This is a genomic window from Mycobacterium sp. GA-0227b, from assembly GCF_001499855.1.
Classification (GTDB): Bacteria; Actinomycetota; Actinomycetes; order Mycobacteriales; family Mycobacteriaceae; genus Mycobacterium.
Genome location: NZ_LQIK01000023.1, coordinates 200,220 through 224,182, shown reverse-complemented (window position 1 = coordinate 224,182; position 23,963 = coordinate 200,220). Strand labels below are relative to the sequence as shown.

Genomic DNA, 23,963 nt, shown 5'->3' with positions numbered 1-23,963 from the left:
TTGAAGGCAGTTCAGGTCATTCGTCATGGTGAACCCACCGAAGTGCTTGCAATGCAGGATGTTCCGGAGCCCGACGTCGGGCCCGGCGAGGTCCGGATCGCGGTCTCGGCTGCGTCGCTGAACTTCGGCGACATCGCCCGGTGCCGCGGCTCCGTCGCCACCGTGGTGGGCGAGCCGCCGTTCACGATCGGCATGGACGTGTGCGGTGTCGTCGACCGCGCCGGTGAGGGCGCGACCGACTGGGTCGGACGACGGGTGGTCGCGATGACCAAACAGTCATTGGGCGGAATCGCCGAACTGGCCATCGCACCGGCGACCTCGGTGTTCGACGCCCCGCCCGAACTCGACGATGTGAACGCCGCGGCATTCACGTTGCCGTTCCACGTGAGCTACCTTGCGCTGCACCGCCGCGCGCGTCTGACGGCCGGGGAGCGACTGCTCGTCGTCGGCGGGGCCAGCGCGGTCGGGACCGCCGCGATCCAACTCGGCATCGCCATTGGCGCCGACGTCCTGGCCGTCGCCGGGGGCGTCGAGAAGGTACGACTGTGCGAAGGACTCGGTGCGACGGGCGTCGACCACACCGCCGTCGACCTGTTCGATGCCGTGATCGCCCACACCGACGGGCACGGCGCCGATGTCGCGTTCGACGTGGTCGGCGGCGACCGAACCGAACAGATCTGGACCTGCCTCACCCGCGGGGGCCGGTATCTGCCCGTCGGCTTCAACGATGACCCGCAGTCCGGCCTGACCGGTCGCCCGCTGCGCAAGGCCGCGATGGCCAACATCTCGATCCTCGGCGTGATCCTTGCCTACGGCGAAATGCCGGTCGAATTCCGCAGATTCGGCCTCAACTTCTTCCCGGCCGAGGTGGGTAGGGAGGTGCACGGCGCGTTGCGCGACCTGGTCGCCGCCGGCGCGATCCGGCCCGTGATCGGTCGAGAGGTGACGATGGAGAAGGTGGCCGAAGCGTTGCAGGACCACGCACAGCGACGCACCGCGGGCAGGACCGTCGTCAGGGTCGGACGCGGGTAGGGCCGGCCGTGACGACGTTCGACGCCGACGACATCATGGCGAGTGCGATTGAACTCGCGGGTTCGGACGACTTCGGCCCCAGCGACTTCCGCGTGGGTCTCGAGGTGCTGTGCGATGCGGCGGGTTCCGAGGCCAAACTCAACGATCTCGGCGATATGGCCATGCGCCAGAACATGATCGGCGGTCTCGCGAATCGCCTGCGGGTCACCGACTGGGTACGTCGGCATCCGGAAGTCGTCGCCGAACCCGTCGAGGCACCGATGGTCGTCATCGGTTTGTTCCGGGCGGGCACCACGTTCGTCAGTGAACTGTTCGACCGGGACCCGGCCAACCGGTCTCTGCTGCGCTGGGAAGCGGGCGACAGCGTGCCGCCGCCGACCGTCGAGACGCTGCGGTCGGGCCCGCGCATCGACGCGGCAGCGGCCGGCATCGACATGCTCGAATCCCTGAACCCGAAGATCAAAGTGGTGCATCACGAGGATGCCGCCGGCCCGACGGAGTGCCTGACGCTGCTGGGGCAGGACTTCAAGAGCCTGACCTGGGAGGCGATCGCCAATGTGCCGAGCTACAGCGACTGGTTGTTGAGTGTCGACCAGCGGTCGGCATACGAGTACCACCGCACTGTCCTGCAGGTCCTGCAGAGCAGCGGCGCGCGCGGGCGGTGGACCCTGAAGAGCCCGCACCACGCGATCGCGCTCGACGCGCTGACCGCCGTGTACCCGGACGCCCAACTGGTGGTCTTGCACCGCGACCCGACGGTGCTGTGCGCGTCGGCGTGCAGCCTGTTGTCGACACTGACCGGGACTTTCAGCGACGCCGACCACACCTCCTACATCGCCGAGCACTGGACACGGATGCTCGAGGTGTCCATCGAGCGGATCGAGCGATACCGCCGCGCGAACCCTGGCCGGCACATCGTCGATGTGCACTACGCCGACCTCACCGCTGATCCGGTCGGCACCGTCGAACTGATCTACCAGGCCTGCGGTCGCGTGTTGTCACCCCGGTCGCGCGACGCGATCCGTGACTACGTCGGCTCCCACCCACGGGGTCGCTTCGGCGCCCACGGCTATCGGCTCGAGGATTACGGACTGCACCAGGAGCGGATCCGCGAGCGGTTCGCCGATTACGTCGACCGGTACGACGTCCACGTCGAACTGTCGCGCTAGCGGCTACTCGTTGCCGCCGGGGAACGCGACCGTGACCGGCGTCGTCCCGAGCACCCGGCTCCACCGAGCGGCCATCACCGCGGACTGCGTCAGCGCCGCCACCCCGAACGCGCGCTCCTGCTCGGTGGTGGCCTGTTCGACGACCGCGCGCCACGCGACGGCCGCGTCCTCCTCCATGCGGACCGCGAGCTTGGCGGCGTCGGTCGGGCTGTCGACCTTCATCGGCAACTGGTATCCGGCGGCCGGCAGCGGACCCTCGACCGACCGGCCGCTCAGCATGGCCAGGCCCTTTTCGCGGCGCTCGCGGTGCTCGGCCATCGCCTTCGACACCAGGTCGTTGACGTCCGGCGTGGAGTGCGCCGACACCAGCCCGTATCCGTAGATCGTCGCGTGTTCGGTGGCGATCGCGTCGAACAGCGCACCGTCCGCGGGGTTCGACGGCCGCGTCGGTCCGGTCGGTTCCACGGACGTCATTGCGGCCTCCTCGGCTCGGCGAGGGCCACCGTGTACGCGGCGGTGCAGGCCGCGGCGATCGACGCGATCAACCCCGCGCGGTAACCCGACAACTTGGCCGCCAGCTCGCTGGCGCTGGCTGCCGATGCCCGCAGCGCGTTGGCGGCGTCCTTGACCGTGGGCGGCTTCGCCGCCTCGGCGGTGGTGCTCGACGGCGTGGTGGTGGGTGCCTCGGCGCCGCGCATCCGGACCAGCTCATCGGACAGCGCCTGGGCATGGGCCGCGCGTTCGGCGGCGACCGCGGTCAGCGCCGCCACGACGGGTCCGCGCTCCTCGGCGGCGGCATCGGTGGCCAGCTGGCTGTCGGCGCGCGCCCGGTCGAGTTGGGCGGCGAGTTCGTCGACCTCCGGCGGCGGTGGTGATGACCCGCAGGCGGCCGCGGTCGCGCCGAGTAGGGCCAACGCCGCGGCCGAGGCCAGTACGCGTCTCCTGCTGATGGTCGGCGGAGTGCTCGGCACGAGCAACATCTTGCCATCGCGGTCTCGTCGCATCGGGTGCGCGTTTGGCGTTTACCGCGACGGCCCTGGCGTATCGTTGAGTGTTGGTTCGGCGGTGGTGCCGCGGAATCGAGTCCGGACAACTCAAGACGAGGAGCTCGCCGTGACGGAGCGTTCTGCGGGATTGCCGTCGCAGAAAGAGGTGATCGAGCTACTCGACGGCGAGTTCGCGCGCGCAGGTTACGAAATCGAAGACGTGGTCGTCGACGCCGCGGCGCGTCCGCCCCGCATCACGGTGGTGGCCGACGGGGACGACGGCCTCGACCTCGAGTCGATCGCCGGGCTGTCCCGGACGGCGTCGGCGCTGCTGGACGAGGTCGACGCCAGATCCGCGCCGTATGTCCTCGAGGTCACCTCCCCGGGGGTGGACCGACCGCTGACCGCCGAGAAGCATTTCCGCCGGGCCCGCGGTCGCAAGGTCGAGGTGACGCTGTCCGACGGCACTCAGCTCACCGGCCGGCTCGGCGAAACCGCCGGCGGCGTAGTCCGTCTGGTGGTCCGCGCCGGCCGAGGGGCCAACTACTCGGTACGCGAACTGCCGTTGGAAGGCATCGCGAAAGCCGTTGTGCAAGTGGAATTCTCGCCTCCCAATCCGCGAGAGCTGGAGCTGGTCGGCCGTTCTGGGAAGGAGGCTTCGACGTGAACATCGACATGGCCGCACTGCACGCCATCGAAGTGGACCGGGGCATCCCGGTGGGCGAACTCGTCGAAACCATCAAGTCCGCGCTGCTGACCGCCTACCGGCACACCGAGGGACACGCCGCCGAGGCGCGCATCGAGATCGACCGCAAGACCGGTGAGGTCAAGGTGATCGCCACCGAGGTCGACGACGACGGCAATCCGATCACCGAATGGGACGACACCCCAGAGGGATTCGGCCGGGTCGCCGCCACCACCGCGCGCCAGGTGATGCTGCAGAGATTCCGCGACGCGGAGAACGAGAAGACCTACGGCGAGTTCTCGGCCCGCGAAGGCGACATCGTCGGCGGGGTGATCCAGCGCGACGCGCGCGCCAACGCGCGAGGCCTCGTCGTGGTCCGGATGGGCAGCGAGACGAAGGGTTCAGAGGGCGTCATCCCCGCCGCCGAGCAGGTGCCCGGTGAACGTTACGAACACGGCGACCGGTTGCGCTGCTACGTCGTGGGCGTGAGCCGCGGCGCGCGTGAACCGTTGATCACACTGTCGCGCACGCACCCGAACCTGGTGCGCAAACTGTTCTCGCTGGAGGTTCCCGAGATCGCCGAAGGGTCGGTGGAGATCGTGGCCGTCGCCCGCGAGGCCGGCCACCGCTCGAAGATCGCGGTCACCTCCCGGGTGCCGGGCCTCAACGCCAAGGGGGCCTGCATCGGACCCATGGGCCAGCGGGTGCGCAATGTGATGAGCGAGTTGTCCGGCGAGAAGATCGACATCATCGACTACGACCCCGATCCGGCGAAGTTCGTCGCGAACGCGCTCTCGCCGGCCAAGGTGGTGTCGGTGTCGGTCATCGACGAGACCGCGCGCGCGGCACGCGTCGTGGTGCCCGACTTCCAGCTGTCGCTGGCGATCGGCAAGGAGGGGCAGAACGCGCGGCTGGCGGCCCGGCTCACCGGCTGGCGCATCGACATCCGCAGCGACGCGGCCCCCGCGGGCAAGGCCGAGGCCGGTCAGGACGCGGCGCGCGGGCCCGTCGGCGACCGGTAAGCCCGCCCCGCGCACGCGTCGACGCCGACCAGCGCAGCCATTTCAATTACCAGCGACAGTGACGGTAGACTCACCTGTGATCCAGCGCGAGACTTCGGCTTCGGCGCAACGACGCAGCCCCGACGAACCTGTCGGACCGGTGCGGACCTGCATTGGTTGCCGAAAACGAGAGCTGGCCGTCGAACTGCTTCGGGTGGTCGCCGTCGGCAACGTCGATGGGGCTGGGAATCGTTCCAGCACCGTGACCGTCGACTTGGCGAGAAAGCTGCCGGGGCGGGGTGCGTGGCTGCATCCCACTCCGCACTGCCTCGACGCAGCAATTCGGCGGCGAGCCTTCGGTCGAGCGCTGCGCATCACCGGTTCACCGGACGTATCCGCGGTGGTCGAGCACGTCAGCGCTGTGAACAGCGCCGAAGCGCCCGAACCGCCCGGCAACAGAACAGGTAGCGAAGAACATGAGCACACCGTGAAGTCCCGATGACCATGCGTCATAGCTAACCCGAGGCGCGGCGCCTACCACCGCTGACGCCTCTAGAGATGGAGATGTAGTGGCAGGTAAGGCCCGTGTACACGAGTTGGCCAAGGAACTCGGTGTCACCAGTAAGGAAGTTCTCGCTCGGCTGAGCGAACAGGGCGAGTTCGTCAAATCCGCGTCCTCCACGGTGGAGGCGCCGGTTGCGCGCCGGTTGCGCGAATCCTTCGGAGGCGGGAAACCGGCCGCCGAGAAGGTCAAGGCCGACGGCAACGGCTCGTCGGCTGGCTCATCGGCTGGGGCCGCCACCAAGAGCGCCGCCCCCAAGGAGCCCGCGAAAGCACCCGCGCCCAAGCCTGCGGCGCCCCCTGTCGAGGCTCCACCCGTCGCGCCTCCCGCGGCGGCCGGCCCGGCGGCCACGCCCGCAGCACCGCCTTCCCGTCCGGGTCCGACACCCGGCCCCCGGCCCGGTCCCGCGCCGGGCGCCCCCAAGCCGGCGCCGCGCGTCCCACGTGTCGGTAACAACCCGTTCTCGTCCCAGCAGCCGGTTGACCGGCCGATTCCTCGTCCGCAAGGGCCCCGCCCCGGGCCCGGCGCCCCGCGGCCCGGTGCTCCGCGGCCCGGCATGTCGCCGAGCAACATGCCGCCACGTCCCGGCGGGCCCCGCCCGCCGCGTCCGGGTGGCGGCCCGCGGCCCGGCCCCGGTGGCGGGCCTCGTCCCGGTGCGGGCCAGGGCGGCCGTCCCGGCGCCGGTGGCGGCGGCGGTAACTATCGCGGCGGCGGCGCCGGCGGTGGAGCCCCGGCCGGCGGCGGCTATCGCGGCCGGCCCGGCGGCGGTGGCCGTCCCGGCCAACGCGGCGGCGCGGCAGGTGCCTTCGGTCGTCCGGGCGGCGCCCCCAAGCGGGGTCGCAAGTCGAAGCGGGCGAAACGCGCCGAATACGAGAACATGCAGGCGCCCGTCGTCGGCGGTGTCCGGCTGCCACACGGCAACGGTGAGACCATCCGGCTGGCGCGCGGTGCGTCGCTGAGCGACTTCGCCGAGAAGATCGACGCCAACCCGGCCGCGCTGGTCCAGGCCCTGTTCAACCTCGGAGAGATGGTCACCGCGACGCAGTCCGTCGGCGATGACACCCTCGAGCTGCTCGGCAGCGAGATGAACTACAAGGTTCAGGTCGTCTCACCCGAGGACGAGGACCGCGAGCTGCTGGAGTCCTTCGACCTGTCCTATGGCGAAGACTCGGGCGGCGAGGAGGATCTCGAGCAGCGGCCGCCGGTGGTCACCGTGATGGGTCACGTCGACCACGGCAAGACCCGACTGCTGGACACGATCCGTCAGGCCAACGTCCGCGAGGGCGAGGCCGGCGGCATCACCCAGCACATCGGCGCCTACCAGGTGCAGGTCGACCTCGACGGCAACGTCCGGCCGATCACGTTCATCGACACCCCGGGCCACGAGGCGTTCACCGCCATGCGTGCCCGCGGCGCGAAGGCCACCGACATCGCGATCCTCGTGGTCGCCGCCGACGACGGCGTGATGCCGCAGACGGTCGAGGCGATCAACCACGCGCAGGCCGCCGAAGTGCCGATCGTGGTGGCGGTCAACAAGATCGACAAGGAAGGCGCCGACCCGGCCAAGATCCGCGGTCAGCTCACCGAGTACGGGCTGATTCCCGAGGACTACGGCGGCGACACGATGTTCGTCGACATCTCCGCCAAGCAGGGCACCAACATCGATGCGCTGCTCGAAGCGGTCGTGCTGACCGCCGATGCCGCCCTGGACCTGCGGGCCAACCCCGACATGGAAGCCCAGGGTGTGGCGATCGAGGCACATCTGGACCGCGGTCGCGGCCCCGTCGCCACGGTGCTCATCCAGCGCGGCACACTGCGCGTCGGCGACTCGATCGTGTCGGGTGACGCCTACGGGCGGGTACGCCGCATGGTCGACGAGCACGGCGAGGACGTCGCCGAGGCGCTGCCATCACGGCCCGTCCAGGTCATCGGCTTTACGTCCGTGCCGGGCGCCGGTGACAATCTGCTAGTCGTCGACGAGGACCGGATCGCGCGTCAGATCGCCGATCGGCGCAGCGCGCGCAAGCGCAACGCGTTGGCGGCCCGCAGCCGTAAGCGCATCAGCCTCGAGGATCTGGATTCGGCGCTGAAGGAAACCAGCCAGCTGAACCTGATCCTCAAGGGCGACAACGCCGGTACGGTCGAGGCGCTCGAGGAGGCCCTGTTGGGCATCCAGGTCGACGACGAGGTGGAGTTGCGCGTCATCGACCGTGGCGTCGGTGGTGTCACGGAGACCAACGTCAACCTGGCGTCGGCCTCGGACGCGATCATCATCGGCTTCAACGTCCGCGCCGAGGGCAAGGCCACCGAGCTGGCCAACCGCGAGGGTGTGGAGATCCGCTACTACTCGATCATCTACCAGGCGATCGACGAGATCGAGAGCGCGCTCAAGGGCATGCTCAAGCCGATCTACGAGGAGCGCGAACTCGGCCGTGCCGAGATCCGCGCGATCTTCCGGTCGTCGAAGGTCGGCAACATCGCCGGCTGCCTGGTCACGTCGGGCATCATGCGGCGCAACGCCAAGGCGCGGTTGCTGCGTGACAACATCGTGGTCGCCGAGAACCTCACCGTGTCGTCACTGCGTCGCGAGAAGGACGACGTCACCGAGGTCCGCGAGGGCTACGAGTGCGGTCTGACGCTGACCTACTCCGACATCAAGGAAGGCGACGTCATCGAGACGTACGAGTTGGTCGAGAAGGAAAGGGTCTAGATGGCCGATCCGGCACGAGCACGCCGGCTGGCCAAGCGCATCTCCACCCTCGTCGCCTCGGCGATCGAATACGAGATCAAAGATCCGCGGCTGGCCGGTGTGACGATCACCGACGCCAAGGTGACCAACGACCTGCACGACGCCACGCTGTACTACACGGTGCTCGGCTCGTCGCTGTCCGAGGAGCCCGACTACGGCGCAGCCGCGGCGGCGCTGGACAAGGCGAAGGGTGTGCTGCGCTCCAAGATGGGCGCCAGCCTCGGCGTCCGCTTCACGCCGACGTTGGCGTTCGAGCGCGACACCGTGCCCGACGCGGCGGTCAAGATGGAAGAACTGCTCGCCCGCGCCCGCGCCGCGGATGAGGATTTGGCGAGAGTTCGCGAAGGTGCCAAGCACGCGGGGGACGCCGACCCGTACCGTGTCAGTGAGGAGGAGGGCGAGGCAGTACCCGGGGGGCCTGACGACTCTGAGGACATCGGTGACCGCGATAGACAAGACGACTGACGTTCCCGAAGTGGGCGATCGGGTCGACGCCCACGCCGCCGCCGAACTCCTCTCGGCGGCCTCGTCGGTCGGCGTGGTCTGCCATGTCTATCCCGACGCCGACACGATCGGTGCCGGCTTGGCGTTGGCGCTGGTGCTCGACCAGGTCGGCAAGAGTGTCCAGGTGAGCTTCGCCGCGCCGGCGGATCTGCCCGAATCGCTGCAGTCGCTGCCGGGTGGACACCTCCTGGTCGGCCCCGACGCGATGCGCCGCGACCCCGACCTCGTGGTCACCGTCGACATCCCGAGCGTCAACCGGCTCGGCGCGCTGCGCGGGCTCGCCGACCCCGGCCGCGACGTGCTGGTCATCGATCATCACGCCTCCAACGAACTATTCGGCAGCGCCAACTACGTCGACCCCTCGGCGGACTCCACCACGATGCTGGTGGCCGACCTCCTCGATGCGTGGGACAAGCCGATCGACATCGGCGTCGCGCACTGCCTGTACGCGGGACTGACCACCGACACGGGCTCGTTCCGGTGGGCCAGCCCGCGCGCGCACCGACTGGCTGCACGGCTTGTCGAAATCGGCGTGGACAACGCCGCGATCAGCCGCACGCTTCTCGACACCCATCCGTTCGCGTGGCTGCCGATGCTGTCGCGGGTGCTGTCCTCGGCGGAGTTGCTGCCCGAGGCCGTCGGCGGTCGCGGCCTGGTGTATGCGGTGGTCCGATACCAGGAATGGGCGGATGCGCGACCGGAAGAGGTCGAGAGCATCGTCGACATCGTGCGCACCACCGAGCAGGCCGAAGTGGCCGCGGTGTTCAAGGAGATCGAACCCGCGCACTGGTCGGTGTCGATGCGCGCGAAGACCTACGACTTGTCACCGGTGGCGAGGGGCTTCGGCGGTGGCGGGCACCGTCTGGCGGCCGGTTACTCGGCGACCGGGTTCGTCGAGGACGTGGTCAGGGCGTTGCACGCGGCCCTTGGCTGAGCCTGGACCGCAGCCGCCGCACGCACCGGTGGACGGCCGCCGCATCGCCGGGCTGGCGTTGCCTGCACTCGGGGTGCTGGCCGCGGAACCGATCTATCTGCTGTTCGACCTCGCGGTGGTGGGCCGGCTCGGCGCGCTGGCGCTGGCTGGGCTGGCGATCGGTGGGCTGATCCTGACGACGCTGAGCTCGCAGATGACGTTCTTGTCCTACGGGACCACGGCGCGCTCGGCCCGCTTCTTCGGCGCCGGGGACCGCGCGGCGGCCGTCGGGGAAGGGGTGCAGGCGACGTGGCTGGCCCTGGGTTTGGGCACGGTCATCGTCGCGGTCGTGCAGCTGTTCGCGGTGCCCCTGGTGTCGGCGCTGGCCGGGGACTCCGACGGCGGCGCCATCGCCGAGCAGGCGTTGCCGTGGGTGCGCATCGCGATCGTCGGTGTGCCCGCGATCCTGGTGTCGGCGGCCGGCAACGGTTGGATGCGCGGGGTGCAGGACACCGTGCGTCCGCTGAAGTTCGTCGTGTTCGGCTTCGCGGTGTCGGCGGTGCTGTGTCCGCTGCTGGTGTACGGCTGGCTCGGCATGCCGCGGCTCGGGCTGGCGGGCTCGGCGGTCGCGAACCTGGTGGGGCAGTGGTTGGCGGCGCTGCTGTTCTGCCGAGCCCTGCTTATCGAGCGGGTGCCGGTGCGGGTGCAGCCGCAGGTGTTGCGCGCGCAGGTGGTGATGGGTCGAGATCTGGTGTTGCGGACGCTGGCCTTCCAAGCTTGCTTCGTGTCGGCCGGGGCCGTCGCAGCCCGCTTCGGTGCGGCCGCAGTTGCCGCCCATCAGGTCGTGCTGCAGTTGTGGAACTTCCTTGCGCTGGTGTTGGATTCGCTGGCCATCGCCGCCCAGTCGCTGGTGGGCGCGGCGCTGGGAGCCGGCCAACTGACGCACGCCAAGTCGGTGGCCTGGCGGGTGACGATCTTTTCGACGCTGGCCTCGGTCGTGCTCGCGGCGGTGTTCGCCGTCGGCTCCTCGGTGTTCCCCAGCGTGTTCACCGACGACCGGTCCGTGCTCGACGCGATCGGGGTGCCGTGGTGGTTCATGGTGGCCCAATTGCCAATTGCGGGAATCGTTTTCGCATTGGACGGTGTGCTGCTGGGCGCGGGCGACGCGAAGTTCATGCGGAACGCGACGCTGGCCAGCGCGCTGGCCGGCTTCCTGCCGTTGATCTGGCTGTCGCTGGTGTTCGGTTGGGGCCTGCTCGGGATCTGGGCGGGGCTGTCGACGTTCATGGTGCTGCGTTTGGTGTTCGTGGGCTGGCGCGCGTTCTCCGGACGTTGGCTGATCCCCGGCACGGCTTAGCCGATTGCCGCGAGCGTGCGCGACGCAGGCTCAGCGTGCGCGCGCGACGGCCGACCAACCGTAGTCGGTCACTTTCACCCGCACGTCACCGAAACCGGCCGCCGTCAAGCGTTCCGGCAGCGTCGCCGGGTCGACAGGGTTGTAGGTATCGCCCTCGTGCGCGACGGCCAACTCGTCGCTGCCGAGGCTGTCGCTGGCGACCAACGCCGCGCCGGGACGCAGGACACGGGCGACTTCGCCGAAGAGCCGGTTCTGCATCTCGCTGGTGGGCACGTGGTGCAGCATCGTGAAACACGCTGCGCCGGTGAAGCGGTCGTCGTCGTAGCAGAGCGCCGTCGCGTCACCGCGCACGATGTCGACGGTCGGCACATCGGCGAACCGGTCCCGCAACAGCGCGGCCAGTTCGTCGTCGATCTCCACCGATGTCAGCCGCGCCGCCGATTCGCTCAACACATCGGTCGTCGCGCCGTAGCCGGGCCCGACCTCGAGCACGTCGTCGCCGAGGTCGACCTCACCCAGCGCCCACGGCAGGATGACCTCGCGGATCAACTGGCGCCACTCGTCGCTTCCGCAGTACTCGTGCGCTTCGTTCACGCTCGTCAGCCTACGAGCGTGCGCAACATGCAGCGGGATCGCGGCGTCTCTCGGGCTGGGCCCACCGCGAAGCGCCGGGGAACCCCTTGCCTAAATAGAAAGCGTCAGTGGACCTGGGCGCGGCCTCGCTCCAGCACGGCATCGCGGTTGGCGGCGATGTCGTCGCCGCTGGCGGTGCGCATCCATTCCCGCGCCGACGCCGCTTCGATCCACAGTCCCTCATTGGTCTGCGCCTCGTCGATGCGGTGATACGACGCCAGCAGCGCGCGCACGGCCTGCTGATTGTTGCCGACGATCGAGGCCGCCACCTGCCGGGCCGTCGGCATCAACTCAGCGTGCGGCACCACCTGGGTGACCAGCCCGGTGCGCAGGGCCTCTTCGGCCGACAGGTAGTCGCCGGTCAAGCTCATCCTGCGGGCCATACCGACGCCGACCTTCTGCGGCAACCGAACCGAGAGTCCCCATGTCGGCAACAGCCCGACGCGGGCATGCGTGTCGGCGAAGCGGGCCTGTTCGGAGGCGATCAGGACGTCGCAGTAGAGGGCGATCTCGAGGCCGCCGGTGACCGCGGCCCCGTTGATCGCGCCGATCGCCGGTTTGGTCATCGGCGGCCACTTGGGCGAGATGTCGGGCAGCTCGGTGGTGTCGCCGAGTTCCTTGAGGTCCAGGCCGGCGCAGAAAACCGGGTCGCTGCCGGTGACGATCACGACGTCCACCTCGTCGTCGGCTTGAGCGTCGCCGAGCGCGCGGTAGAACCGCCTGCGCAGATCGGCCGACAACGCATTGCGCGCCTGCGGCCGGTTCAGGGTGAGCGTGCGCACGCGGTCTTGTGTCGTGATGAGCAGGATGTCGTCGTTGGTCACCAACCGAACCTATCGTGGAGCCATGTGCCGAAACATCACCGAGCTACGTGGGCTGGAGCCGGCGGCGACCGACGAGGAGGTCGAGGCCGCCGCTCGCCAGTACATCCGCAAGGTCAGCGGTATCACCCGGCCGACCGCCGCCAACGCCGACGTCTTCGAGGCGGCCGTCGCCGACGTCACCGCCACCACCCGACGGCTGCTGGCCGCGCTGCCGCCGCGGCGCCAGCCCCCCAAGACCGTTCCGCCGCTGCGCCGGCCCGAGGTGCGTGCGCGCATCGACGCCGCCAAGGCGCAGTAGCCGCCGAATGACCACCGCGCTCAAGGAATGGAGCGCCGCGGTACACGCGCTGCTCGACGGTCGGCAGACGGTGCTGCTGCGCAAGGGTGGCATCCACGAGAAGCGATTCGCTGTGACGGCGTCCCGCTTTCTGCTGTTTCCGACGGTCGCGCACAGCCATGCCGAACGGGTGCGCACCGAGCATCGCAACCTGCTGGACGCCGCGGCGCTCGACAGCAGCGACGACAAGGTGGTGATCCGCGGCGGGGCCCGAGTCGTCGCCGCCATCGAGGTGAACCGCCCGCAAATGCTGGAATCGATTGAACCCCTGCATATCTGGACCAACGAGTCGGTGCGCACCGACCGGCTCGACTTTCGTCCCAGGCATCGGCTCACCGCACTCGTCGTGCAGGCCAGCCCGCTGGTGCGGCCGCTGCGCCTGGCGCGCACCCCGGACTACGCCGGTTGCATCAGTTGGGTGGAACTGCCCGTCGACCCCGAATGGGCGCCGCCGGTGCACGACGACGCGACTCTGCACGACGTCGCCGACCGGGTGCGCCGCTCGGTGGGCTGAGTCGGGGCGCGCTCAGTCGGCCGCCGGCGGTTGCGGTCCAGCGGGCAGCAGCAGGCGGGACGCGCCGTCGCCGAGATGCACGGTGTGCGTCGCCGACGCGAACCCGCGGCCCGTGCCGAGCGGTTCGCCGGTGCCGAGGTTGCGGGCGAAGCGTGGGTGCGACCCGCCGGCCACCAGCACCCGGACACGGGAACCGGCGCGGAACCGGTGTGCGACCGGATCCAACTCGACGCGCACACGGCCGGAATCGGGGGCCGCCGCGAGGTAGCCGTCGCTGACGTTGCGGGACCGTCCCTTCGCGTCCACTTCGCTCACGCGCACGAACAGGTCGTTGTGCGGGTTGTCGCAGGAGTGTGACAGTTCCACGACCGGCGCCCCGACGACGTACAGGTCGGCGGGCAGGCGGTCGCCGGTGAAGCTCAGCACATCGGCACGCTGAGCCAGGCTGATGTCTTTCCGGTAACCGCCCTCGCGCGAGAGCAACCTGCCGCCCACGGTGGGCGTCGGATCCGCTGGGTTGTAGGTGAACGTCGACGGCGGTGCGGTCTCCGGCGGGACCGCGTCGCCAAGGCGACCTCCCGGCTGTAGATAGCGCACCACCTCGGGCATCGCCGGCGGCCATTCGGGCAGGTCGGTCCAGCCGCGGCCGGACACGAAGACCCGCACCGGCTGGCGTCGCGCGCTCGTCCCGCCATCGAGATGGGTGCCCAACCAATCCAGCGTTTCGCGGATGACGGTCGGCGCCGCTTTGGTCAACAGCTGGGTGTGCGTCCACGGGCCGACGGTCAACCCGACCTCCACGCCGCGCTCATGCAGTCGCCGGTACTGGGCGATCGTCTGCTCGAGGAACAAGTCCTGCCAGCCGCCGATCAGCAGCACCGGTATCTCGGTGGTGTCCAACGCTCGGCCGACGTTCAGCGAGGTCCAGTACGGATCGTCCGCCTCGGGGTGGTCGAGCCAGGACTCCCACCACGGCGCTCCCGCGCCCAGCAGCGTCCGTCCTGCCTCGCCGGCGGGCACCCGCCTCATCGCGCGGGCGAGGAGCCGTCGCGACCGCGCCTGCCGCAGCAATGCCCGCAATCTGTTCCGGTCCTCCTGGTTGGCGACCAGGTGGCTCCAGCCGAGAAAGTCGCTCAACGCGAAGGAGCCGGTGCCCCACCGCGGCCCGCTGACGTCGTGCGGGCCGACCGTGATGACGGCGGTCTTCATCTCCGGCGGGGGATCGGTGAGCAACGCCCACTGCGTAAACCCCAGATACGACAACCCGATTGTGCCGAACGACCCGGTGAACCACTCCTGATGCCTCAGCCACGAGACCGTGTCGGCGCCGTCGGAGACCTCGTTCATCATCGGCTCGAACTCGCCACCGGAGCCGAACGTGCCTCGCACACTCTGGAAGACGACGTGATAGCCGCGCGCCGCATAGGCGCGGGCGTAGAGCGCGGCGATCGGGAAGTCCCGGCCGTAGGGGCTGCGGACCAGCAGGGTGCCAGCGGGATCCGATGTCGCGGGCGCGTAATGGTGCGCCCTGAGCTCGACGCCGTCGCGCATCGGCACACGGACCCGGTGGATCTCGAAGTCACACGTGTGCGGTGGCAGACGCATCAGACGTGACAGGGTGCGTCCGGCGAGCCGCGCGGTCTTGGGGCGGGAGGCAGCAGCGGCGACGATGGTCACCCCGTCGAGGCTACGCAGGCGCGCCGCCGTTCGGCTCGAGCGCCTGCACAACTTGCGTCATCGCCCAGTCGATGGCCGACGTAGCCTCCTCGCCATCGAGCCCCCAGACCCCTACGAGGCGCTCGTAGCTCGCCGGGCTCCACAACACGTCGAGTAGGCCCGCGATCTTGCGTTGCTGTTCCTCCGCCAGCCGCGGCGCCGCGTCGGCCACCGCCCGCAGCAGTGCTTCGCGACGCCGCTCGTCGGAGCCGACGAACGCCGGGTCGCGGGGCGCCGGAACGGTCTCGCGCACCGAGAACCGTTGCAACGACGCGAATACCCGTGCGGTTACCGCACCGAGGGTGTCGAGGGTCATGTCCTCGTAGGACACCCCGGCCTCGGCCTCGAGTCGCTGCATGACGGCGTCGTGCAGATGGCGTTCGGTGGGGAAGTGACGGTAGACCGTGCGCTCCCCGACGCCGGCGCGCTCGGCCACTGCCCGGAACGTGAGCCCGCGCCAGTCCCAGCTGTCGAACTGGTGCACCAGCTCACTACCTGCATTGACGATGCGGTCGCGGGTCTGCGCCGCCTTCTGCAGGCGGGCACTGTTGTCGTACGAACGCCGCGGCGCTCTTGACGGCTCACCCATAATGATGACAGTGTACTGTCATTAATGTTAGCCCGCCGAGCGGGAGGTGCACCGTGGCATCAGCGGCCGACCTGATGGCCCGCGCCGTCGATCGGACCGGGCTCGACGACTTCGGCGACGACTCGTTCCGCGAAGGCCTCGAAATCCTCACCCGCGCGCTGCGTGACGAAGCCCGGCTCAACGTTCGCGGCGAGGGTTTCGTCTATCCCCGCATCGAACTGCACCTGTCGCAGCGCCTGCAGGTGGAGGACTGGTACCGCAGACATCCGGAGATCGACGACGAACCCCTCGTCGCGCCTCTGTTCGGGTTGGGTCTGCCCCGAACCGGGTCGACGGCCTTGTCCTTCCTTCTCGCGCAGGACCCGGCCGTCCGCTACCTGCGCAGCTGGGAGTCCGCGCAGCCCTGCCCGCCGCCGTCGACGGTCCACGGCGACGACCCGCGCATCCCGCCGGATCTGAGGCCGGTCATGGTCGGCAGCCGTAGGCACGTACCGAACGATGTCCACGGGCCGATGGAGTGCCTCGACCTCATGGCGCTCGACTTCAAGTCGCAGATTTTCCAGGCCTACGCGCAGATTCCGTCGTATTCGCAATGGCTCTGCGACACAGCGGATTTCACCTCGACCTACGTCTACGAGCGGCGGGTGCTCAAGCTGTTGCAGTGGGGTGCGCCGCCCCGGCCGTGGCGGCTGAAGTCCCCGGCGCACGTGCTGTCGCTGCCCGATCTCGACAGGGTCTTCGGTGACGCCCGCTTCGTGATGACGCACCGCGACCCGACCGACGTGATGTTGAGTGTGGCCGACGTCTACGCCGATATCGTCGGCGGGTTCTCCGACCATCTCGACCGGCGGTATCTCGGCGAACTGAACGTCGCGCAGTGGTCCGCGGGGATGCAGCGCGTGATGGCCTTTCGGGAAGCCGGTGCCGACGACCGCTTCTACGACATCGGTTTCCGTGCGATGCAAGCCGATCCGATCGGCGAGGTGAGGCACCTGTACGCGTGGCTCGGCGAACCCGTCACCGATGAATTCGAACAGCGTATGCGGGCCTGGTGGGCCGCGAACGCCGAGAATCGCGAAGCGCACCCGAAAGTGGATGCCGAAGCGTTCGGGCTGGACCCCACCAGGGTTCGGCCGCTGTTCGCCCACTACGCCGACACATTCGTGAGGAGCGCGCATGAGCGTTGACCTGACCGGCGGGATGGATCCGGCCCGCGAACTCGTGTTCGCCCAGCGGCCGGATGAACCCGAGATGCGTGATTCGGTCAGCTTCTGGGTGTTCGACGACCGCGGCGAGATCGGTTTGCCGCGCATCGGGATCGAGGCGGTCGCGTCGAACTGGGACACGCACGGAATCCAGGTCAACGTCGCGTTCGCCGACGGCCGGGTGTACCGGCTGCGCGCCGACGGTCCCGGCAGGCCGGTCGAGGGCCCCGACGGCAAGCCGACGGTGCTGGGCGCCGGGCCGCTGACATTCGCCTGCATCGCGCCCTTCGACGTGTGGACCATGGCCTTCGACGGGCAGGCCGTGCAGACGTCGTCGGCCGATCTCGCCGCGGGCCGCAAGGACGGACCCCTGGTCGACGTGCGGTTCGAGGTCGAGGCGAGGATGGCGGTTCCGCCGTGGATCCAGGGCGCCATGCGGGCCGACGCCGACGAGCAGCTCAGGACGTCGATCGTCGGTGACCTCATGGGCGGAGCGCGCTACGAGCAGTTGTTCCGCGCCACCGGAGCCGTCGAGGTGGCCGGCGCACAACAGTCGTTCTCCGGCACCGGGTTGCGTATCCGGCGCCAGGGCGTGCGCAAGCTCGAAGGCTTCTGGGGTCACTGCTGGCAGTCCGCGCTGTTCGGCAGCGGGCGGGCGTTCGGCTACATCGCCTATCCGCCGCGACCGGACGGACAGCCGAACTACAACGAGGGCTACGTCTATTACGGCGACGGCGCGCTCGTGCCCGCCCGTGTCGTGGAGGCGCCATGGCTGCGTCGGCTGCGGCCCCGCGGCGAGGACGTCTCGCTGGTGCTCGAAACCGACCGCGGCACAGTGCGGATCGAGGGCGAGACGGTGGTGTCGACCCACGACATCACCGATCGCAGCGAAATCCCGGCCGACCAGTTGGCGTTGATGGCGAACTGGACCTTCCCCGCATTGCAGCAGGCCGGCGTGCGCTATCGCTGGGACGGCGAAGAGGCGATCGGCATGCTCGAGCGCTCGAGCCCGATGGACCAGATCGCCGACGGCTGAGCCGTCAATCGAGCCTGCATCAGAACACGTAGTGCGGGATCAGCTCGTGCGCGCGCTGCAGGTTGGTCTGCATGCAGTCAGGGTCGGGGTTGGAGTAGATCGGCGAGTAGAACACCGACTGCTGCAGCACGCCATAGCTCGTGTCGAACGCGATCATGCAGGTGATCCACCACCGGTTGTTCCAGTCGGTCGGCTTCATGATCCAGTACTGCGCGGCGCGGTGCCCGTCGATGTCGAGTTGCACCGCGTCGGCGGGCAGCGTCTCCTCGTATGTGCGCCAGACGATCGGCTCGATCGCCATCTGGTAGTTCCCGGCGTCGTACTTGCAGCGCAGCTGATCCTCGGGAATCGGCGGCGTGTGCGCCAGACCGATGGCCTGCACCGCGTCGAGCGGGATCTCCTTGCACGGGTTGAACGGCGACGGGTCGGTGATGTCGATGACGGGCCACTTGATCGACGTGGTGACGTTGGTCATCGGGATCTCTTTCGCATCCACCTGCGGGACACCCGCCGGATTGGTCTGCCACACCACGATCGCCGCGGCGACCATTGCGCACAGCACCGACACCAGGCGCAGCTTGGCGACCATCACACCCCTTTGTCCGTCGGTCCGACCCTGCGGGGAGTCTAGCGGGCGGCCACCAGCGGCCGGACGGGAAGTGAGAACCTGTTCTAGTTGCCGGGCGAGCCGCCGACATCCGCTTAAGTACCCTGGTCAGTTGTGACACGCGAAGGCCGACGGCCCACCCTCTGGGCGATCAGCGACCTGCACACCGGTCACACCGGCAACAAACCCGTGACAGAGTCGCTGCATCCGGCCTCTCCCGACGACTGGCTCATCGTCGCCGGCGACGTGGCCGAACGCACCGATGAGATCCGCTGGGCGCTGGATCTGCTGCGCAAACGGTTCGCCAAGGTGATCTGGATTCCGGGCAACCATGAACTGTGGACCACCAATCGGGATCCGATGCAGATCTTCGGCAAGGCCCGCTACGACTACCTGGTCAACATGTGCGACGAGATGGGCATCGTCACCCCCGAGCACCCGTTCCCGGTATGGACCGAGGAGGGCGGCCCGGCCACGATCGTGCCGATGTTCCTGCTGTACGACTACACCTTTCTGCCCGAAGGTGCGGCCACCAAGGCCGAGGGGCTCGCGATCGCGCGGGAGAAGAACGTCGTGGGCACCGACGAGTTCCTGCTGTCGGCCGAACCGTATGCGACCCGCGATGCGTGGTGCCGCAGCCGCGTGGCCTACACCCGCAAGAGGCTCGAAGATCTCGACTGGATGACGCCGACGGTATTGGTCAATCATTTCCCGATGGTGCGCGAACCCTGCGACGCGATGTTCTATCCGGAGTTCTCGCTGTGGTGTGGCACCACCGCGACCGCTGACTGGCACACCCGTTACAACGCGGTCTGCTCGGTGTACGGGCACCTGCACATTCCGCGCACCACGTGGTACGACGGCGTGCGGTTCGAGGAGGTGTCGGTCGGTTATCCGCGAGAATGGCGGCGCCGCAAGCCGTATCGCTGGATGCGCCAGATCCTGCCGGATCCGCAGTACCCGCCCGGATACCTCAACGAGTTCGGCGGCCACTTCGAGATCACCCAGGAGATGCGGGACAACGCCCAGAAGATGCAGCAACGGATCCGCGACAGGCAGGTAGCGCGATGACGATCGCGGCGTCACTGTTGTCCGGTGTGTTGCCCGCGGCGACGCATGGGCTGGCCGCGGCGGAGCTCTACCGTGATCCGCCGGACCTGGCGCCGTTGCCTGAAGAGGAGCCGCTCGTCGCCAGGTCGGTGGCCAAGCGCCGCAACGAATTCGTCACGGTGCGGTACTGCGCCCGGCAGGCGCTCGGCGACCTCGGTATCGCACCGGTGCCGATCCTGAAGGGGGAGAAGGGCGAACCGCGTTGGCCTGACGGCGTGGTCGGTTCCCTGACCCACTGCGACGGTTACCGCGGTGCGGTGGTCGGCCGCCGGAGCGACGTGCGTTCGGTGGGGATCGACGCCGAACCGCACGGAGTGCTGCCCGACGGGGTGCTCGACGCGATCAGCCTGCCCACCGAGCGAGTTGAACTCAAGCAGCTGCCCGCCGGACTGCACTGGGACCGAATCTTGTTCTGCGCCAAGGAAGCAACCTATAAGGCATGGTTTCCGGTGACCCGGCGTTGGTTGGGCTTCGAGGATGCCCACATCGTCTTCGACGTCGACGACAGCGGTACCTCGGGCACATTCGTCTCACGCGTTCTGATCGATCCCGCCGCGGAGCACGGGCCGCCGCTGGAGACGCTGCCTGGGCGGTGGTCGGTGCGCGACGGCATCGCGCTCACCGCAATCGTGTTATGACCGAGGCCGGGCTCGTCATCGTCGACAAACCCGCGGGCATGACGAGCCACGACGTGGTCGGCCGCTGCCGCCGATTGTTCGGCACTCGTAAGGTCGGCCACGCCGGCACACTGGACCCGATGGCGACCGGGGTGCTGGTCGTCGGCATCGGACGTGCCACCAAGATCCTCGGCTTACTGACCGCGACCGACAAGGCGTATGCCGCGACGATCCGACTGGGGCAGGCCACCTCCACTGATGACGCCGAAGGTGAAGTCCTGCAGGAGGTTTCGGCCGACGACGTCACCGATGTGCAGATCCACCGGGCGGTGGCCGAACTGCGAGGGGAGATCGAGCAGGTTCCGTCCGCGGTCAGCGCTATCAAGGTCGACGGGCAGCGGGCCTACAAGCTCGCACGGGAGGGAAGTGCCGTCGAGCTGGCGCCGCGCCGCGTCCGGATCGACCGGTTCGATGTGCTCGATATCCGCCGGCGCCCCGGACTCGTCGATGTGGATGTCGAAGTCGACTGCTCCAGCGGCACCTACATCCGCGCGTTGGCCCGCGACGTGGGCACCGCGTTGGGCGTCGGCGGTCACCTCATCGCGTTGCGGCGCACCGGGGTCGGCCGCTTCGGGTTGAGTGAGGCCCGCACACTCGACGACCTCGCCGATGCGCCGCGACTGTCGCACAGCATCGACGCCGCATGCCTTCTGGCGTTTCCGCGGCGGGACCTGTCCGCGGGTGAGGCGGAGGACACCCGCCACGGGCGGCCGCTGAAAGCGGCTGGTATCGAAGGCACTTACGCGGCGACCGCCCCGGACGGGCAAGTCATCGCACTGCTGAAAGACCACTCGGAGCGCACGAAGTCGGTCGTGGTGCTGCGCCCGGCGACCTTGTAGGCCATCGCATTCGGGCGCATACTGACATCCCGTTCTCCAGATGGGAGCCGAAATGCCGTCTCCATACAAGGCTCTTCAAATCGCACTCGGTGTTTTCGGCGTGGTCGCGCTCTGCCTGTACCCGCTGGCCGTGCTGTGGCCCTCGGGGTGGGCATGGCATGCGGGCCCGCCCCACAATTCCGACTACTTCATGATGATCGTCGGGCTGTACGCCACGCTCGGCGTATTCCTGTTGTTGGCGGCGCGAAACCCTCGCGCTCATCTCAGCCTGATCTGGTTCGCGGTGTGGTCCAGCGTCGTTCACGCGGTCATCATGGCGGTGCAGTCTGTGCGCGGCGGCGGGCATCACATGGGACACCTGTTCGGTGATGTGCCCGCACTTCTGCTGGTCGCGATCGTGCTGGCGGTGCTCGTGCGGGCGTCCGGGCTCACACGGTCCGAGGAACAGCCGGCTGCGCTCGAGCGACGTTAGCTCGCGACCACCCAGATCGCTTCTGCGGCAGGGCTTCCCAGGTCGACGGTCGTATCGTCGCCGTCGGACGATTCGATGGCCACCGAGATCATGCCGGCGAAGTCCCGCCGGGCCAGCACCCGCAGCCGCGAGTCCAGGCTGATGCCGACGCTGTCGAAGTACCGCAGCATCTCCGGATCGGCATCGGAGATGCGCGCGACCGTGCCGGTGTCGCCGTCGTGGCAGGCCGACAACTGGCGGGCGTCCGGGGTGGGCACCTGACCGTCGGCCGCGGGGATCGGGTCGCCGTGCGGGTCACGGATCGGGTGGCCGAGCTTCGCGTCGATGCGGTCCAGCATCCGGTCAGACACCGCATGCTCGAGCACCTCGGCCTCGTCGTGCACCTCGTCCCAGCTGTAGCCCAACTCGCGGACGAGGAACGTCTCCATCAGCCGGTGGCGGCGCACCATCGCCAGCGCGGCGGCCCGGCCGGCCTCGGTCAACGTCACCGCGCCGTACTTCTCGTGGTTGACCAGCCCCTGGTCGGCCAGCTTGCGAATCGACTCCGAGGCCGTGCTCGCGGACACGCCCAGCCGCTCGGCCAGCAGCTTCGTGCTGATCTTCTCCTGCGACCACTCCTGCACCGTCCAGATGACCTTCAGGTAGTCCTGGGCAACGGTCGTCAGGTCACGCGCATCGCCGGCAGGATTCACAGTTGCAAAGTTTAGGCAATGGTCACCTCATCTGGGCATCCAGCGAAGCGCCCGGCCCCCGATTCGCCGTAGGCTTGCCCTCGTGCAGCGCTGGCGGGGACAAGACGAGATCCCGACCGACTGGGGCCGATGCGTCGTCACCATCGGGGTGTTCGACGGTGTGCACCGCGGTCATCAGGAGCTGATCAACCACGCGGTCAAGGCCGGCCGTTCACGCGGAGTGCCGACGGTGCTGATGACGTTCGACCCCCATCCGATGGAGGTCGTGTTTCCCGGCAGTCATCCGGCCCAGCTGACGACGCTGACCCGGCGCGCTGAACTGGTCGAGGAACTCGGCATCGACGTCTTCCTGGTCATGCCGTTCACCTCCGACTTCATGAAGCTCACTCCCGAGCGCTACATCCACGAACTCCTGGTCGAACGCCTGCACGTGGTGGAGGTCGTGGTCGGGGAGAACTTCACCTTCGGCAAGAAGGCGGCGGGAAACGTCTCGCTGCTGCGCAAGGCCGGTGAGCGGTTCGGCTTCGCCGTCGAGGGGATGGCTCTGGTTTCTGAAGTAGCAGAGCCCACACACGACGAGACCGTCACGTTCTCGTCGACCTATATCCGGTCCTGCGTCGACGCGGGCGACGTCGTCGCCGCCACCGAGGCGCTGGGCCGCCCACATCGCGTCGAGGGCGTGGTGGTGCGCGGCGACGGGCGCGGCAAGGTGCTCGGCTTTCCCACCGCCAACGTGGCGCCGCCCATGTACTCGGCGATCCCCGCCGACGGGGTCTACGCGGCGTGGTTCACCGTGCTGGGCCACGGGCCGATCACCGGCAGCGTCGTCCCGGGCGAGCGGTATCAGGCCGCCGTCTCCGTCGGCACCAATCCCACATTCTCCGGGCGCACCCGCACCGTCGAAGCGTTCGTGCTCGACACCACCGCCGACCTGTACGGCCAGCATGTTGCGGTCGATTTCGTGGCCCGGCTGCGAGGACAGGAGAAGTTCGCCACCGTCGAGGACCTCGTCGAGCAGATGGGCGCCGACACCGAGCACGCCCGCACGATTCTGTTGCGCTGAGCTGCGGTTTCACTGCACGCCCGACCCGCTGTTAGACTTCTGGCCGACCTGGCGTGTGCTGCAGTTCGCGGCGGCTGCGCCTTCCTCGGGGCCGCACGCCCCTTCCCCGCGAACTGAGAAGATGGAGTTTGTTTCGTGGCGCTTACTGCCGAGCAGAAAAAGTCGATCCTGAACGAGTACGGCCTGCACGACACCGACACCGGCTCGCCGGAAGCTCAGGTGGCCCTGCTGACCAAGCGGATCACCGACCTGACCGAGCACCTCAAGGTGCACAAGCACGACCACCACTCGCGGCGCGGTCTGCTGCTGCTCGTCGGCCGTCGGCGCCGGCTGCTCAAGTACGTGGCCCAGGTCGACGTGCAGCGCTACCGCTCGCTGATCGAGCGGCTCGGCCTGCGCCGCTGACGCAGGATTTCGGCCCCGTACCTGCGCAGAGTACGATGGCATCGTTCGACTGCCGATTGGCTCGAACGACCAGGGTGCGGTCTTCGCAGTTCCGCGAGCACCGTTCCCGCGCGTCATAACCAGGACCTGCTTGATCGCGCGGTCTTCGGTAGTGGCTGCCGGAAACAATTGCCGGCAGCTTCGATCGATGGCCGTAGCCGCATCGAGGCCGGTGGTTCGAAAGCTGTGACGACGCGAAACAGCTGAACAGTGCAAGCACTGAACCCAGAGAGGCCATCCGGACACC

Annotated in this window: 27 protein-coding genes; 19 read left to right on the top strand and 8 right to left on the bottom strand. The window is 68.7% G+C overall.

Annotated features, from left to right (window positions below; all coding sequences use genetic code 11):
- Positions 1 to 51: 51 nt before the first annotated feature.
- Together AU185_RS14600 and AU185_RS14595 are read left to right on the top strand one after the other, a co-directional pair.
- Positions 52 to 1,032 (top strand): zinc-binding dehydrogenase, encoded by a 981-nt coding sequence (locus tag AU185_RS14600; RefSeq protein WP_231740321.1) that lies wholly within the window; start codon positions 52 to 54, stop codon positions 1,030 to 1,032.
- An 8-nt stretch (positions 1,033 to 1,040) separates the two neighbouring features.
- Positions 1,041 to 2,201 (top strand): sulfotransferase family protein, encoded by a 1,161-nt coding sequence (locus AU185_RS14595; protein ID WP_231740322.1) that lies wholly within the window; start codon positions 1,041 to 1,043, stop codon positions 2,199 to 2,201.
- A 3-nt stretch (positions 2,202 to 2,204) separates the two neighbouring features.
- On the opposite strand, the gene AU185_RS14590 is transcribed toward AU185_RS14595, so the two are convergent.
- Entirely contained in the window at positions 2,205 to 2,675 is a 471-nt protein-coding gene (locus AU185_RS14590; RefSeq protein WP_059099751.1) for a ferritin-like domain-containing protein, read from the bottom strand.
- Complete coding sequence (locus AU185_RS14585; protein ID WP_156425528.1) at positions 2,672 to 3,181, bottom strand: hypothetical protein; 510 nt, start codon at positions 3,179 to 3,181, stop codon at positions 2,672 to 2,674. Before AU185_RS14585 ends, AU185_RS14590 begins: the two co-directional genes overlap by 4 nt.
- A 133-nt stretch (positions 3,182 to 3,314) precedes the next feature.
- On the opposite strand from AU185_RS14585, the gene rimP reads away from it, so the two are divergent.
- From rimP to AU185_RS14550, 7 genes are all read left to right on the top strand, one after another.
- A complete protein-coding gene (gene rimP / locus AU185_RS14580; protein WP_059099752.1) occupies positions 3,315 to 3,854 on the top strand; it encodes a ribosome maturation factor RimP in 540 nt (179 codons plus the stop codon).
- Positions 3,851 to 4,894 (top strand): transcription termination factor NusA, encoded by a 1,044-nt coding sequence (gene nusA / locus AU185_RS14575; RefSeq protein WP_059099753.1) that lies wholly within the window; start codon positions 3,851 to 3,853, stop codon positions 4,892 to 4,894. The genes rimP and nusA overlap by 4 nt, the downstream gene beginning before the upstream one ends.
- Before the next feature lie 76 nt (positions 4,895 to 4,970).
- Positions 4,971 to 5,375: a YlxR family protein gene (locus tag AU185_RS14570; protein ID WP_082683900.1), complete on the top strand. Its 405-nt coding sequence runs from the start codon at positions 4,971 to 4,973 to the stop codon at positions 5,373 to 5,375.
- Positions 5,376 to 5,442: 67 nt separating this feature from the next.
- The gene (gene infB, locus AU185_RS14565; RefSeq protein WP_082683899.1) at positions 5,443 to 8,145 is read left to right on the top strand and encodes a translation initiation factor IF-2; all 2,703 of its coding nucleotides are present in this window, start codon (positions 5,443 to 5,445) and stop codon (positions 8,143 to 8,145) included.
- Positions 8,146 to 8,649: a 30S ribosome-binding factor RbfA gene (rbfA, locus tag AU185_RS14560; protein WP_059099755.1), complete on the top strand. Its 504-nt coding sequence runs from the start codon at positions 8,146 to 8,148 to the stop codon at positions 8,647 to 8,649.
- A complete protein-coding gene (locus AU185_RS14555; protein WP_059099756.1) occupies positions 8,624 to 9,622 on the top strand; it encodes a DHH family phosphoesterase in 999 nt (332 codons plus the stop codon). Before rbfA ends, AU185_RS14555 begins: the two co-directional genes overlap by 26 nt.
- A 28-nt stretch (positions 9,623 to 9,650) precedes the next feature.
- A complete protein-coding gene (locus AU185_RS14550; protein ID WP_172800234.1) occupies positions 9,651 to 10,958 on the top strand; it encodes an MATE family efflux transporter in 1,308 nt (435 codons plus the stop codon).
- A 30-nt stretch (positions 10,959 to 10,988) separates the two neighbouring features.
- Here the strand turns inward: AU185_RS14550 and AU185_RS14545 are convergent, their stop codons facing one another.
- The gene (locus tag AU185_RS14545; RefSeq protein ID WP_059099758.1) at positions 10,989 to 11,552 is read right to left on the bottom strand and encodes a class I SAM-dependent methyltransferase; all 564 of its coding nucleotides are present in this window, start codon (positions 11,550 to 11,552) and stop codon (positions 10,989 to 10,991) included.
- Between the two features lie 104 nt (positions 11,553 to 11,656).
- Positions 11,657 to 12,415 (bottom strand): enoyl-CoA hydratase, encoded by a 759-nt coding sequence (locus AU185_RS14540; RefSeq protein WP_059099759.1) that lies wholly within the window; start codon positions 12,413 to 12,415, stop codon positions 11,657 to 11,659.
- Positions 12,416 to 12,437: 22 nt separating this feature from the next.
- Between AU185_RS14540 and AU185_RS14535 the strand changes: the two genes are divergently transcribed.
- Together AU185_RS14535 and AU185_RS14530 are read left to right on the top strand one after the other, a co-directional pair.
- Positions 12,438 to 12,713 carry a DUF2277 domain-containing protein gene (locus AU185_RS14535; RefSeq protein ID WP_059099760.1) on the top strand — a complete coding sequence of 92 codons (276 nt, stop codon included), beginning with the start codon at positions 12,438 to 12,440 and terminating at the stop codon, positions 12,711 to 12,713.
- A 7-nt stretch (positions 12,714 to 12,720) separates the two neighbouring features.
- Positions 12,721 to 13,266, top strand: coding sequence for a DUF1802 family protein (locus AU185_RS14530; protein ID WP_059099761.1), 546 nt, complete (start codon positions 12,721 to 12,723; stop codon positions 13,264 to 13,266).
- 12 nt (positions 13,267 to 13,278) lie between these two features.
- Here the strand turns inward: AU185_RS14530 and AU185_RS14525 are convergent, their stop codons facing one another.
- Positions 13,279 to 14,871, bottom strand: a complete 1,593-nt coding sequence (locus AU185_RS14525; RefSeq protein WP_082683912.1) for a CocE/NonD family hydrolase — start codon at positions 14,869 to 14,871, stop codon at positions 13,279 to 13,281.
- An 82-nt stretch (positions 14,872 to 14,953) separates the two neighbouring features.
- Complete coding sequence (locus AU185_RS14520) at positions 14,954 to 15,571, bottom strand: TetR/AcrR family transcriptional regulator (protein WP_059099763.1); 618 nt, start codon at positions 15,569 to 15,571, stop codon at positions 14,954 to 14,956.
- 53 nt (positions 15,572 to 15,624) lie between these two features.
- On the opposite strand from AU185_RS14520, the gene AU185_RS14515 reads away from it, so the two are divergent.
- Both AU185_RS14515 and AU185_RS14510 read left to right on the top strand, forming a co-directional pair.
- A complete protein-coding gene (locus AU185_RS14515) occupies positions 15,625 to 16,758 on the top strand; it encodes a sulfotransferase family protein (protein WP_059099764.1) in 1,134 nt (377 codons plus the stop codon).
- Positions 16,748 to 17,812 (top strand): DUF7064 domain-containing protein, encoded by a 1,065-nt coding sequence (locus tag AU185_RS14510; protein ID WP_059099765.1) that lies wholly within the window; start codon positions 16,748 to 16,750, stop codon positions 17,810 to 17,812. Before AU185_RS14515 ends, AU185_RS14510 begins: the two co-directional genes overlap by 11 nt.
- 19 nt (positions 17,813 to 17,831) lie before the next feature.
- Here AU185_RS14510 and AU185_RS14505 read toward each other — a convergent pair whose 3' ends face one another.
- Positions 17,832 to 18,401, bottom strand: coding sequence for a DUF3558 domain-containing protein (locus AU185_RS14505; RefSeq protein ID WP_059099766.1), 570 nt, complete (start codon positions 18,399 to 18,401; stop codon positions 17,832 to 17,834).
- A 132-nt stretch (positions 18,402 to 18,533) separates the two neighbouring features.
- Here AU185_RS14505 and pptH point away from each other — a divergent pair, with 132 nt between their 5' ends.
- From pptH to AU185_RS14485, 4 genes are read left to right on the top strand one after another with little or no spacing between them, the layout of a single operon-like run.
- Positions 18,534 to 19,490, top strand: a complete 957-nt coding sequence (pptH, locus tag AU185_RS14500) for an ACP phosphodiesterase PptH (protein WP_059099767.1) — start codon at positions 18,534 to 18,536, stop codon at positions 19,488 to 19,490.
- Positions 19,487 to 20,167 carry a 4'-phosphopantetheinyl transferase PptT gene (gene pptT, locus AU185_RS14495; protein WP_059099768.1) on the top strand — a complete coding sequence of 227 codons (681 nt, stop codon included), beginning with the start codon at positions 19,487 to 19,489 and terminating at the stop codon, positions 20,165 to 20,167. The genes pptH and pptT overlap by 4 nt, the downstream gene beginning before the upstream one ends.
- Positions 20,164 to 21,045 (top strand): tRNA pseudouridine(55) synthase TruB, encoded by an 882-nt coding sequence (truB, locus tag AU185_RS14490; protein ID WP_059099769.1) that lies wholly within the window; start codon positions 20,164 to 20,166, stop codon positions 21,043 to 21,045. The genes pptT and truB overlap by 4 nt, the downstream gene beginning before the upstream one ends.
- Before the next feature lie 52 nt (positions 21,046 to 21,097).
- Positions 21,098 to 21,517: a DUF6632 domain-containing protein gene (locus AU185_RS14485; protein WP_156425527.1), complete on the top strand. Its 420-nt coding sequence runs from the start codon at positions 21,098 to 21,100 to the stop codon at positions 21,515 to 21,517.
- Here the strand turns inward: AU185_RS14485 and mntR are convergent.
- The gene (mntR, locus tag AU185_RS14480; RefSeq protein ID WP_059099771.1) at positions 21,514 to 22,209 is read right to left on the bottom strand and encodes a manganese-binding transcriptional regulator MntR; all 696 of its coding nucleotides are present in this window, start codon (positions 22,207 to 22,209) and stop codon (positions 21,514 to 21,516) included. The two genes, AU185_RS14485 and mntR, sit on opposite strands and share 4 nt — an antisense overlap.
- A gap of 82 nt (positions 22,210 to 22,291) precedes the next feature.
- On the opposite strand from mntR, the gene AU185_RS14475 reads away from it, so the two are divergent.
- Positions 22,292 to 23,272 (top strand): bifunctional riboflavin kinase/FAD synthetase, encoded by a 981-nt coding sequence (locus AU185_RS14475; protein ID WP_059099772.1) that lies wholly within the window; start codon positions 22,292 to 22,294, stop codon positions 23,270 to 23,272.
- Positions 23,273 to 23,407: 135 nt separating this feature from the next.
- A complete protein-coding gene (gene rpsO / locus AU185_RS14470) occupies positions 23,408 to 23,677 on the top strand; it encodes a 30S ribosomal protein S15 (protein WP_059099773.1) in 270 nt (89 codons plus the stop codon).
- The last annotated feature ends 286 nt before the right edge of the window (positions 23,678 to 23,963 follow it).

Coding starts and splice junctions, on each gene's coding strand:
- AU185_RS14600 (WP_231740321.1), top strand. CDS start 52: ATGCAGGATGTTCCGGAGCCCGACGTCGGGCCCGGCGAGGTCCGGATC.
- AU185_RS14590 (WP_059099751.1), bottom strand. CDS start 2,675: ATGACGTCCGTGGAACCGACCGGACCGACGCGGCCGTCGAACCCCGCG.
- AU185_RS14585 (WP_156425528.1), bottom strand. CDS start 3,181: ATGTTGCTCGTGCCGAGCACTCCGCCGACCATCAGCAGGAGACGCGTA.
- rbfA (WP_059099755.1), top strand. CDS start 8,146: ATGGCCGATCCGGCACGAGCACGCCGGCTGGCCAAGCGCATCTCCACC.
- AU185_RS14535 (WP_059099760.1), top strand. CDS start 12,438: ATGTGCCGAAACATCACCGAGCTACGTGGGCTGGAGCCGGCGGCGACC.
- AU185_RS14530 (WP_059099761.1), top strand. CDS start 12,721: ATGACCACCGCGCTCAAGGAATGGAGCGCCGCGGTACACGCGCTGCTC.
- AU185_RS14525 (WP_082683912.1), bottom strand. CDS start 14,871: ATGCGTCTGCCACCGCACACGTGTGACTTCGAGATCCACCGGGTCCGT.
- AU185_RS14520 (WP_059099763.1), bottom strand. CDS start 15,571: ATGGGTGAGCCGTCAAGAGCGCCGCGGCGTTCGTACGACAACAGTGCC.
- AU185_RS14510 (WP_059099765.1), top strand. CDS start 16,748: ATGAGCGTTGACCTGACCGGCGGGATGGATCCGGCCCGCGAACTCGTG.
- AU185_RS14505 (WP_059099766.1), bottom strand. CDS start 18,401: ATGGTCGCCAAGCTGCGCCTGGTGTCGGTGCTGTGCGCAATGGTCGCC.
- pptT (WP_059099768.1), top strand. CDS start 19,487: ATGACGATCGCGGCGTCACTGTTGTCCGGTGTGTTGCCCGCGGCGACG.
- truB (WP_059099769.1), top strand. CDS start 20,164: ATGACCGAGGCCGGGCTCGTCATCGTCGACAAACCCGCGGGCATGACG.
- AU185_RS14485 (WP_156425527.1), top strand. CDS start 21,098: ATGCCGTCTCCATACAAGGCTCTTCAAATCGCACTCGGTGTTTTCGGC.